At 68.3% G+C, this 10,739-nt stretch carries 9 protein-coding genes; 6 read left to right on the forward strand and 3 right to left on the reverse strand.

Annotated elements, in window-relative coordinates; genetic code table 11:
* Nucleotides 1-32: 32 nt before the first annotated feature.
* Nucleotides 33-1,097, reverse strand: a complete 1,065-nt coding sequence (locus tag J8I35_RS33330; protein WP_124653151.1) for a 2,3-butanediol dehydrogenase — start codon at nucleotides 1,095-1,097, stop codon at nucleotides 33-35.
* Between the two features lie 347 nt (nucleotides 1,098-1,444).
* Nucleotides 1,445-2,185: a GNAT family N-acetyltransferase gene (locus J8I35_RS33335; protein WP_089489420.1), complete on the reverse strand. Its 741-nt coding sequence runs from the start codon at nucleotides 2,183-2,185 to the stop codon at nucleotides 1,445-1,447.
* Nucleotides 2,186-2,548: 363 nt separating this feature from the next.
* Here J8I35_RS33335 and J8I35_RS33340 point away from each other — a divergent pair, with 363 nt between their 5' ends.
* Nucleotides 2,549-3,022, forward strand: coding sequence for a DUF3331 domain-containing protein (locus J8I35_RS33340; RefSeq protein WP_209929306.1), 474 nt, complete (start codon nucleotides 2,549-2,551; stop codon nucleotides 3,020-3,022).
* 24 nt (nucleotides 3,023-3,046) lie between these two features.
* Here J8I35_RS33340 and J8I35_RS33345 read toward each other — a convergent pair whose 3' ends face one another.
* Nucleotides 3,047-4,249 carry a GNAT family N-acetyltransferase gene (locus J8I35_RS33345; protein WP_209929302.1) on the reverse strand — a complete coding sequence of 401 codons (1,203 nt, stop codon included), beginning with the start codon at nucleotides 4,247-4,249 and terminating at the stop codon, nucleotides 3,047-3,049.
* Between the two features lie 195 nt (nucleotides 4,250-4,444).
* Between J8I35_RS33345 and J8I35_RS33350 the strand changes: the two genes are divergently transcribed.
* From J8I35_RS33350 to J8I35_RS33370, 5 genes are all read left to right on the forward strand, one after another.
* Nucleotides 4,445-5,923 (forward strand): PLP-dependent aminotransferase family protein, encoded by a 1,479-nt coding sequence (locus tag J8I35_RS33350; protein WP_209929303.1) that lies wholly within the window; start codon nucleotides 4,445-4,447, stop codon nucleotides 5,921-5,923.
* Nucleotides 5,924-5,965: 42 nt separating this feature from the next.
* A complete protein-coding gene (locus tag J8I35_RS33355; RefSeq protein WP_244140539.1) occupies nucleotides 5,966-6,367 on the forward strand; it encodes a hypothetical protein in 402 nt (133 codons plus the stop codon).
* A 368-nt stretch (nucleotides 6,368-6,735) separates the two neighbouring features.
* Nucleotides 6,736-7,581: a type II CAAX endopeptidase family protein gene (locus tag J8I35_RS33360; RefSeq protein ID WP_209929304.1), complete on the forward strand. Its 846-nt coding sequence runs from the start codon at nucleotides 6,736-6,738 to the stop codon at nucleotides 7,579-7,581.
* A 44-nt stretch (nucleotides 7,582-7,625) separates the two neighbouring features.
* On the forward strand, nucleotides 7,626-8,531 hold the full coding sequence (locus J8I35_RS33365) for a hypothetical protein (protein ID WP_245170536.1): 906 nt from the start codon (nucleotides 7,626-7,628) through the stop codon (nucleotides 8,529-8,531).
* A 347-nt stretch (nucleotides 8,532-8,878) separates the two neighbouring features.
* Nucleotides 8,879-10,480 (forward strand): trypsin-like peptidase domain-containing protein, encoded by a 1,602-nt coding sequence (locus tag J8I35_RS33370; protein WP_209929305.1) that lies wholly within the window; start codon nucleotides 8,879-8,881, stop codon nucleotides 10,478-10,480.
* Nucleotides 10,481-10,739: the final 259 nt, after the last annotated feature.

A 10,739-nucleotide genomic window follows, 5' to 3' on the forward strand; every position in this document is an offset into this window, starting at 1 on the left:
GAATCGATGCCGCGGCCGCGCAGGCCGTGCGGTCAGGAGACGGCCGGCTGGACGATGATCTTCACGTTGCGGTCCTTGTGGTTGACCAGTTCCTCGAAGCCGCGCGTGACGATGTCGCCGAGCGCGATGCGTCCGGTGATCAGCGGCTGCACGTCGATGCGGCCGTCCGCGATGAAGCGGATCACGTCCGCGAATTCGCCGTTGTACGCGAGCGAGCCGATCACTTCCTTCTCGGTCGACACGATGTCGAAGAAGTTGAACGGCGCCGGTTCCTCGAAGATGCCGACCATCACCGACTTGCCGGCCTTGCGGATCACGTCGATCGCGAGCTTCGCGGTGGCCGTGTGGCCGATGCACTCGAACGACACGTCGGCGCCGTAGCCGCCCGTCAGTGCCCTGACTTCCGCGATCGCGTCGGACGTCTTCGGATCGATCACGACGCTCGCGCCGACCTCCAGCGCCTTCTGCTTGCGCGCGGCCGACATCTCCAGCGCGATCACGCGCCCCGCGCCCGCGGCCTTCGCGCACATGATCGTGCACAGGCCGATCGTGCCCGCGCCGACCACGACGACGGTCTGCCCGACGATGTTGCCGGCTTTCTTCACCGCATGCAGCCCGACCGCGAGCGGTTCGATCAGCGCGCCGGCCTCGGTCGGGAAATTATCGGGGAGCTTGTACAGCAGTTCGGCCGGCACGTTCACGTATTCGGCGAACGCGCCGTTGTTCATCAGCCCGGTGAACGCGAGGTTCTCGCAGATGTTGTACAGCCCGTGCCGACAGTACCAGCAGGTGCCGCAATGCTGGCACGCGTCGGCCGTCACGCGGTCGCCGACCGCGAAGCCCGACACGCCCGCACCGAGTTCGGCGATCTCGCCGCTGAACTCGTGGCCGAGGATGCACTGGCCTTTCAGGCCGGTCAGCGGATGCGGCGCGTCGACCGGGATGAACACCGGCCCGGCGACGTATTCGTGCAGGTCGGAGCCGCAGATGCCGCACCAGTGCACGCGGATCGTGACCCAGCCTGCGGGCGGGCGCTCCGGAACGGGAACCTGTTCGACGCGGATGTCGTGGCGGCCATGCCAGACGGCGGCTTTCATGCTGGGCGGGGTGATCGATGCCGGTGTACTCACGTTGCTGTCTCCGTCAGGTTGTCGTCGGGCGTGCGGCAACGCTGCCGGTGCGCCCGTCGCGCGATTGCGCGATCGACCGGTATGCAGGAACGGGGCCAGCGTGAATCGGGGCTGTGCGTGGCGGTCGGAAGATGCCGGTACGCGCACTGCACCATGTCGCTTTTCGCCGTCCGGTAAAGGTTCGGAAGAAATGGCGGGTCGAATTTGCTGCGATAGCGAAGCGGCGAGTCGAGTGAGACGCCGGGACGTTCGTCTCAGCGCAATGAGACGAATCGCGAGACGAACCGCCACGGGCAGCGTTGCTCGATCCGCAGTCAGGCGAGCACTTCGTCGACGGCAACCGTCGCGAGCGCCGTGAATCCCGCAGCGCGGTACAGCGGCTGGCCGGCTTCGGTCGAGATGAGCCATACGCGCTGCGCGCCGCGGTGCCGCGCGTGCGCGACGATCGCGGCGAGCAGCTGCGTCGCCAGGCCGCGACGCCGGTATGCGTCCGCCGTCCCGACGCGGTCGACGACGATATCGCGCGGCGACGCGAAACCATAGCGCGCGGTGGCCGCGATCTGGCCGTCGATGCGGTGCGCGAACAGTACCGCGGCCGGATTCGGCTGGAACGGCGGGAAGACGCCGCTGGCGTTGAACGCAGCGATGGCGTCCGGCGTGTCGCAGGCGAGTGCTCGCGCGAGCGCGTCGTCGCCGGACAGCCCGTCGATATCGGCGGCCATGAAGTGCTCGTCGGTCAGCCGGCGCGTCCTGCCGTGCAGCGCGGGCGGCAGCGGGGCCGCGCCGTAGCGCGTGATCCACGCGCCGACGGCAAACGGGCCGGCGCCGGCGACGGGCGCACCCTCGATCATGAAATGCTCGAACGGCCGGCCCATCGCGTCGTCGAACTGCACGACATGGCCGTCCGGGCCGTCGTGCAGCGGCGCATCGCGCCGGTCGCGCGCGGCGCAGTATCCGGCGATGAACGCGCGTACGGCCGCCTTGCGGCGCGGGAAGGCGGACCAGGCCTCGTCGAGCGGAAACAGCGTGGCCGGGGCGGGGGAGGCGGTCGGCATGCGTAGGTGCGCAGCGTTGTCGGGGGCGAGGCCAACAGCTTAAATCAGGACGCCGTCGGGCGTCGCGCCGGCCATTGTCGTCATCGCCGAAACGGATCGTTGCGCACGCTACCCCTTTACTTGAAGTTAACTTCAATTTGTATCATGTGCGGCAGTCCGATTGCGCTCGCGTCAGGCATCCCGTTGCACGCTGCCGCTTCGATGCCGGTGACGATGACCGAAGCGCCGGTCGCGGCCGATGCCGCCATGCCGCCGTCGCGCGGCTGCCGGCGCGGCGATCGGTCTGTTCCTGCGGCGCGAACCGATGGGCCGGCGCTGAGTGCTGCGCCTGCGTCGGTCCACCTGCACGGAAATCCGTCAAGCATGCTCGACATCATGGAAAGCCTGATCTGCGAAGAAGACCGGTCGTGCGATGTGCTCGCGTCCACGCTCGACGAAGACGATGCGCCGCCGTCGCGCGACGGCGTGGTCGCGCATCCGCTCGCGCCGATTCCGGCGCACGCGACGGCCGCGGCGTCGCCGTTGCGCCCGCAACTGTTCGTCACGGTACTGGAGGCGGGCGACGATGCACTGCTGGTGCGATGGGTCGAGAGCGGCCGCTGTCATTACGGCGAGCAGCGCTGGCGCCTGCGCGTCGCGTTGCAGCCCGGTCGCTGCGCGCTCTCGGGGCAGACGATCGAGCCGGGCGAGCCGGTGTTCCGGCCGATGCGGCGGCCCGTGCCGGCCAATGGCGACGAGATGATCCACCCGGCAGCGGTGTCGGGTATGGACGGTTCGGCGTGCGATGGCGCGCCGGAGGACGGCGACGCACGCCGGACGGCCGATATTCATGGCTGAACATCGGCCGTCCGGGCGACGACGTTACTTCTTCAGATCGTGCCGGTACTGGATGAACCCGGCGTTGTTCGCGAGCTTGTCGTACAGCGCACGTGCGGTCGTGTTGGTTTCGTGCGTGAGCCAGTACACGCGGCTCGCGCCGGCTTCGCGGGCCCGTTCGTACACGGCCTCGATCAGCGCGCCGCCCGCGCCTTGCCCGCGCGCGTCGGGCGCCGTGTACAGGTCCTGCAGGTAGCAGTACGGCCCTTCCGTCCAGCACGAGCGGTGGTAGATCGCATGCACGATCCCGACCATCGCACCGGACGCGTCGAACGCGCCGAGCCCGAACATCGGCTCGGCCGGGTCCATCAGGCGCGCCCAGGTCGTCGCGAACACCGCGCCGCTCAGCGCGGTGTCATAGAACGTCTGGTAACCCTGCCACAGCGGACGCCACGCGGCTTCGTCGGCGGCGACGAGCGGGCGCACCGTGACGCGCGTGGCGTCGTTTGCGCGGCTGGCCGCATCGCGCGCGGTGGCTTGCGCGTGGCGGATCGCGGTGAGCGACTGGCGCTGGTTGCCTTCGGCGTCGAAGTTATCCGGGGCGAGCCACGCGTCGAACGCGGCGCGGATGTCCGGCCATTCGCCGTCGATGATCGAGAACCACGCGGTGTCGCGATTGCGGCCGCGGTAGACGATCGCCTGCCGGAACGTGCCTTCGTAGCGGAAGCCGAGGCGCGCAGCCGCCTTGCGCGACGGCGCGTTCAGGTCGTCGCACTTCCATTCGTAGCGCCGGTAGCCGAGCGTGTCGAACGCATACTTCATCAGCAGGAACTGCGCTTCCGTCGACACCGGCGTGCGCTTGAGCAGTGGCGAGAACGTGACGGAGCCGACCTCGATCACGCCGTTGGCCGGATCGATGCGCATCAGCGCGAGCGTGCCGACCGCGCGGCCCGTGGCGCGATCGATCACCGTGTAGTGGAGCGGATCGGCGCTCGCCTGCGCGCCGCGCGCGTAGTCGCGGTAGCTGGACGCGTCGGCGTACGGGCCGTGCGCGAGATAGGTCCAGTCGCTGCCGTCGGGCGCTTGCGCGTAGGCGGCGTACAGGTCGGCCGCGTGGCGCTCGGCGTCGAGCGGTTCGAGTCGGCAGTAACGGCCTTCGAGCGCGATGCGCTCGGGGCGCGGACGCGCGGACCAGTCGGGAACGGGGTGGCCGATGGGCTGCTGGAAAGCGTTGGTGAGCGTGGGCAAGGTCGATCTCGCTTCGGTTGTCGGCCGGCGACATGCCGGCATGCAGACGATCGTAGTCCCGGCGAGGTACCATGAGAAGCGCCAGAGTATGGCAAATTTATGGTGCCACGAGCGGTGGCCGTCAGGCGTATGAGCGCTCACCGGTGCGCCACCGCCCATCCGTCCCGTTCCCACCTTTCACGCTGCAATGTTCCGATGACGACTGCCTTTCCTTCCGCCGACGCGCCGTTGCTGCCGCTCGATGCGCCGCTGGCGCGCGCGCCCGGCGCGCCTTCGCTGCAGCGCCAGTTGCTGCGGCGCGTGCGCGACGCGATTCTCGGCGGCGCGATGCCGGCCGGCACGCGGCTGCCCGGCACGCGCGCGCTGGCCGAAACGCTCGGCGTGTCGCGCAATACGACGGCCGCCGTGTACGAGCAGCTCGTCGCCGAAGGCTTCCTGCAGTCGGATCGTCGCGGCACGCGGGTCGTCGGGCTGTCGCGGCCGGCACCGCCGCGCCGGTGTGCGGCGCCGCCGGCCGTCGCGCAGCGGCTTGGCCGGATTCGCCCGAGCCTCGTCGGCACCGGCGAATCGGAGGGTTTCCGGCCGGGCGTGCCCGCGCTGTCGCATTTCCCGGTGGACGCGTGGCGGCACGCGATCGACCGCGCGTTGCGCCGCGCGGGCCGCGACCTGCTGGCGTACGGCGATCCGCTCGGCGAGCCCGCGTTGCGCGAATCGATCGCGCGCCATCTGGCCGTCACGCGCGGCGTGCGCTGCGATCCGGAGCAGATCGTGATCACCGAGGGCGCGCAGGGCGCGATCGCGCTGTGCGCGCAGTTGCTGACGAATCCGGGCGATACGGTGTGGGTCGAGGAGCCCGGCTATCGCGGCGCGCGCACCGCGATGCAGGCGGCGGACCTCGACGTCGTGCCGATGCCGGTCGACGCGGAAGGGCTGCGCGCGGAACCGGACGACTGGGGCGAGCGACCGCCGCGCCTCGTCTACACGACGCCGTCGAACCAGTTCCCGACCGGCGCCGTGCTGTCGATCTCGCGCCGGCTCGCACTGATCGATGCGGCGCGCCGCCATCGCGCGTGGATCATCGAGGACGACTACGACAGCGAATTTCGTCACACCGGCGAGCCGATCGGCGCGATGCAGGGGCTCGCGCCCGATTCGCCAGTCGTCTATCTCGGCTCGTTCAGCAAGACGATGTTTCCGGCGCTGCGGATCGGCTTTCTCGTGCTGCCCGACGCGTTGCTGGCCGCCGTGCGGCCGGCGCTGCCGGAGATGCTGCGCGGCGGGACGCGCCACGTGCAGCTCGCGCTGGCCGATTTCATCGAGACGGGCGAGTACGGCCGGCATCTCGGGCGGATGCGCCGGCTGTATCGCGACCGGCGGCGGTTGCTGCTCGCCGCGCTCGACAGCAGCCTGAGCGTGCCGCACCAGGTCGAGGGCGGTCCGTGCGGCCTGCACCTCGCGCTGCGGCTGCCGGCGCGTTATCGCGATCGCGCGATCGTCGAAGCGGCACGCGCGCATGGCATCGGGCCGTTTCCGCTGTCGGGTTTCGCGATCGATGCGGCGCGGGCCGGTAACGGGCTCGTGCTCGGATTCGGCAATACCTCGGCCGACGCGTTCGAGCCGATGTTGCGGATGGTGTCGACGATCGCGGAGCGGGTGGGCGCGGGTGGCGCGTGATGGTATGGTTTCGCGATTTCAACTGCTTGCTGCCCGATCGTGATGACGCTTCGCCCATCCCTGCTGTTCGCTGTCATTGCCTGCACGTCGTGGGCGACCGTCGCCGCTCACGCGCAACCGACGCACGACGGCTTCATCTGCGATACCGACAAGCATCACATCGTGATCGACCACGCGGCGGATCGCGCATTGCGCTACCGCGCATGGAACAAGCCGCATCCGGTCGACGGGAAGCCGGACGTCGACGTGCGCGGCGGCACGGAAACCACGGGCGGAACGGATCCGTGCGTGAGCACCGACTGGTCGTTCAAGCGCGGCAATATCACGTACGAGGTATCGGACAGCGCCGCCTGCACCGACGGCAAACCGCCGCGCGGCGCTTACGGGACGGTCTCGGTGACAATCAACAAGGAATTCGCGGCGCGTTACTGGTGCGTCAAGTAACCGGTGCTTTAAAACACCGAAAGGCTGCGCCGTCGGCAAAACATTCAATATTTTAAAAAATCGGCCGATATCCCGATATTGAAGTTTCCTGAACACGCGACGTGAATCGAAAGTCTTGCTTTTTCGATCGTAAGGAATGGTCAATGGCGCTTGCCACGACACATGCCATGAGCGACGATTCTGCCCCGTGACAAGCGGTTACTTTTTCACGATGAATGGATAGTGGAGGACGAAGGCCGGCGCAAGTCGCGATGCGTCGCATCGGCCATGTGCTCCCATAAATAAAAATGCCGATCCGATGAGATCGGCCGCAGGCATCCGAGCGCGCAATCACCGCGTGTGCCGTCTGCGAAATCGAACCGAGCCAGATGAAATCCGATTCAAGCCACTATTGCTTCCCGAATCTGCTGGAAGCATTTTTTATCGTCGTCGTGCTGAACCTGGTCGAGTATTTGACGAACTCGATTATCTGGTCGCTCGGCCGCAGCGCAGGGCTTCAGACGATGGCGATCGCCAGCATCGGAAGGGTGCTCGCGAACGGGCTCTTATTTACGGTGCTGCTTCATCACAGCAAATTGACCTACCGTAGCCTGCTGCACGACAGCGTGGATTCCTGGCGAACGACGATCAGGCGATTTCTCGTGCCCGTTTTGCTGATCACACCGGCATTGCTCGTGGCGATGAGCGTGCTTGAAGTCGGCATCGGGCAGTTTTTCCCGTGGAGCGGAAGCCGGGAGGACGCCGGCGAGGTTTATGCGAATGGCGGACTCGGCCTGATCGTATTGACCTGCCTGATTGCGCCGCTACTCGAAGAGATGTTGTTTCGCGGCGTGATGCTGCGCAGCTTCTTGCGACAGTACCCGGAGGGAACGGCTATCGCGCATTCGGCCGCCGTGTTCGGTCTCGCACACTTGAATGTGTATCAGTTCGCGCTCGCATTCGGACTCGGTTTGTTGATCGGAAAGCTCTATGCGGCTACCCGATCGTTGTTGCCGGGAATGTTGATTCACGCCTGCTACAACACCGCGGTGGTCATCGTCGCACTGAAATCGCCGTTCGTCCTCACCCGGGAGAGCTTGCTCGAGATCTGGCCGACGTCCTGGTGGTTCGGCGCGCTCGCGTTGGGCGGCGTCGGCGCATGGGGGCTGGTCAAGTCGGTGGATGCGCTGCGAATGGCGCCAGCGCGTACGGCAAACGACAACGGCGCGAACTGAGCGCGCGTCATGATGGTTTCTACAACGAGAAAACGAGGTAAAGCATGCGGGGCAAGCAAGTCTGTCTGGTGGGTCTGGCGAGTACGGTGTTGATGCTGGCGGCGTGTGGCGGCGGCGATGACGGTGGCGCGGCCAAAACGGGCAGCAACGCATCGAACAACGATACGGCGGGAACGCCGACGGTCACGCCGCCCGCCACGCCGGCGCCGGGCGCGCCTACCCAGCCGTCCGCGCCCACGGCCTGCCGACCGAACGGCCGCTTCAGCTATTCGGGCGCGGCGTCGCCGGTTGCGGCGAACAACGGCCAACTGGCGGTGCTCGTGGTGCCGAATTTGCCGAGCGAGTGGGCGAAGAACCGCAACATGACGGCGGTCAATGTGCCGGCGACGAGCCTGGTTCAGCAGGGAAGCGGCGCGTTTACGACGCTGGCGTCGTCGGCGGCGGCGACCGACTGCCTCGGCCTCGACCACGGGGCCGTGACCGAGATCCAGGGCGTCGGCACCGATGTGGCGATCGGCCGGTGGAATCGCGCGATGGACACCGACGGCAATACCTATACCGATGCGCAGGGCGTGCACTACGCAGTCGGCACGCCGCTGTCGTTGCCCGCCACGGGCGCTCCGCTTTCGTGTACGCAGGTAATCTCCGACACGGTGGCGAGCAACAACGGCGGCGCGGACGGGACGCTCGTTTCGGCTTCGGCCATGCTGGATCCGGTCACGCGCATGCTCACCACGCTGAACCTGTCGATCCAGCTCGGAAGTGCGCAACACGGGCTGACATATATGCAGGTGCCGTTGAACGGTGTGTTGAAGACCACCGGGCCCGCAACGATTCAATCGATCGTTGTCGGACATGACGCGGCCCAGCCGCTGGTCGCCGTCGGTTACACGGCTGCGTTGCCGAACACGCAAGGCGTCGGCGGGGTGGCGGTATTGTCGTGCCACTGAACGGAGCGGGTGCCGGCGCGTCGACGGATGCGGACCGCTGACCGGCCATCCGCGGTTTGCATGCTGTCTGTCTGTGATGCGCGACAGCTGATGATTGCCCGCAGACCGTCACGCTGACGCCGACACGCGCACCGCTGCGTGGTGGATATTCGGATTGACGAACCGCGCGCTTTGTTCGAAACGAACGCCGTCGCGGTTCCGCCGCCACGGCGCCTCCCGGCATACGGGTTTCGATTCGTGTGTTCCAACCGGCGCGTGCGCTATAAATGGTGGGGTGTACCGGTGCTTGTCGGGCGCCTGCGCGTCTCGCGCAGGGTAGCGTCGCGGCTGCCGGGGGAGGTGGCACCGTGGTTTGCCAGACGCTTGCTCGCGCCGTGCTTCGCACCGCGTTGATCGGGGGCGTGTTTGCCGGATGTTGGCCGCCGCCCGCCGCCGTTGCCGGCACCCTCGCACCGCACGCCGCACCACCGGCGATGAAGGTGCGGCCGCCCGCCGCGCCTTACGCGATGCCGGTCGATTTCCCGGCGATCGTCGAGCGCTACGGCCCGGCGGTCGTGACCATCGTGGCCGCCACACCCGATCCGCAAACCGGCGGGCCGGCCTTTGCCGCCCTCGATCCCGACGATCCGCTCGCCGCGTTCTTCCGGCACGGTGCGGCGCCGCCCGCACCGGCGGCGCCGGCGCCCGATACGCCGCCGCGTGCGGTGTCCGGCAGCGGCTCGGGTTTCATCGTCAGCGCCGACGGCCTGATCCTCACGTCCGCCCACGTGGTTGACGAGGCGACCGACGTGACGGTGCGGCTCACCGACCGCCGCGAATTCAAGGGGACGGTGCTGGCCGTCGATCCGCAAAGCGATGTCGCCGTGCTGCGCGTCGACGCGACGAAGCTGCCGTTCGTGCGCGTCGGCGATTCGTCGAAGGTCCGCGCGGGCGAACCGGTGATGACGATCGGCGCGCCGGACGGATCGGGCAACACGGTCACGGCCGGCATCGTCAGCGCGACGTCGCGCCGCTTGCCGGACGGCAGCGCGTTTCCGTTCTTCGAGACCGACATCGCACCGAACCCGGACAACTCGGGCGGCCCCGTGTTCAATCGCGCGGGCGACGTGATCGGCATCGCGGTGCAGGTCTATACGGGCACCGATCGCTACGCAAGCACGACGTTCGCCATCCCGATCGCATTCGCGGCAAGGATGCGCGCCCAGTTGCGCGCGCAACAGCAGGCGCAGATGCAGACGCAACAGCAGGCGCAGCAGGCCCAGGCGCCTGCGCCGGGCACGCCGTCGGGCAATGCGTTCGGCGCGGACGTGCAGGACGTCGGCGTCGGGCTGGCCGCGGCGTTCGGGCTGCCGCGTCCGGCAGGCGCGCTCGTCAATGGCGTCGCGCCCGGCTCGCCGGCCGCCGCGGCCGGCCTCAAGCCCGGCGACGTGATCGTGAAGATGGGCGACAAGACCATCGGTCGCTCGGCCGAACTGGACGACCTGGCCGCCGCGCTGCCGCCCGGCGCGAAGGCGCCGCTGCGCGTGATCCGCAACCGTGCGCCGGTGAAGCTGACGATCACCGGCGCCGACGACGCGGGCATGAGCGCGGCCGCCACGGTCGGCATGGCCGCACCTAAGTCCGCTGGACGGCCGGGGCCGGGACCCGGCGAGCCCGGCGACGGCGGTGCCAGCGGTGACCGCGGCGATCGCCTCGGGCTGACGATGCACGCGCTGAGCGACGCCGAGCGTCGGTCGACGGGGCTCGCGGTCGGGATGATGGTGGACGCGGTGCACGGCCCGGCCGCGCGCGCCGGCATCCTGCCCGGCGACGTCGTGCTGGAACTCAACGACACGCTGCTGGAGACGCCGGACGACGTGCAGACGCTCGAAGCGAGCGGCGGCAGCGTGATCGCCGTGCTGATCCAGCGCAACAACGCGCGGAAGTTCGTGTCGGTGCGCGTGCGGTAGGGCGTTGACGCGGCTGCTAGCGTCCGCCTAACATCGTCCGGTATCGCTGGCGGTCCGCCACGCATTCAGGAGCCACTCGGCATGAAAACGGCTTGCTTCATCGTAGTAGTCCACAGGCGCAGGGTCCGGTAGCGGCACCGCGCCGGCACCCATGCGCCCCCGACTCGTTCGGGGGTTTTTTTTGGTGCGCCCAGCATGGGCGCACTCCTGCGGGTGCAAGTCCCGCCGTAAGCTGGTCACTGCGAACGAAGTGAAGCGC

Source organism: Burkholderia sp. CpTa8-5 (assembly GCF_017815045.1).
GTDB lineage: Bacteria > Pseudomonadota > Gammaproteobacteria > Burkholderiales > Burkholderiaceae > Burkholderia > Burkholderia sola.

What these genes read in the sequence shown, in the direction of transcription:
- J8I35_RS33355 (WP_244140539.1), top strand. Translation starts at nt 5,966, where the DNA reads ATGACGCTTCGCCCATCCCTGCTGTTCGCTGTCATTGCCTGCACGTCG.
- J8I35_RS33335 (WP_089489420.1), bottom strand. Translation starts at nt 2,185, where the DNA reads ATGCCGACCGCCTCCCCCGCCCCGGCCACGCTGTTTCCGCTCGACGAG.
- J8I35_RS33350 (WP_209929303.1), top strand. Translation starts at nt 4,445, where the DNA reads ATGACGACTGCCTTTCCTTCCGCCGACGCGCCGTTGCTGCCGCTCGAT.
- J8I35_RS33330 (WP_124653151.1), bottom strand. Translation starts at nt 1,097, where the DNA reads ATGAAAGCCGCCGTCTGGCATGGCCGCCACGACATCCGCGTCGAACAG.
- J8I35_RS33360 (WP_209929304.1), top strand. Translation starts at nt 6,736, where the DNA reads ATGAAATCCGATTCAAGCCACTATTGCTTCCCGAATCTGCTGGAAGCA.
- J8I35_RS33340 (WP_209929306.1), top strand. Translation starts at nt 2,549, where the DNA reads ATGCTCGACATCATGGAAAGCCTGATCTGCGAAGAAGACCGGTCGTGC.
- J8I35_RS33365 (WP_245170536.1), top strand. Translation starts at nt 7,626, where the DNA reads ATGCGGGGCAAGCAAGTCTGTCTGGTGGGTCTGGCGAGTACGGTGTTG.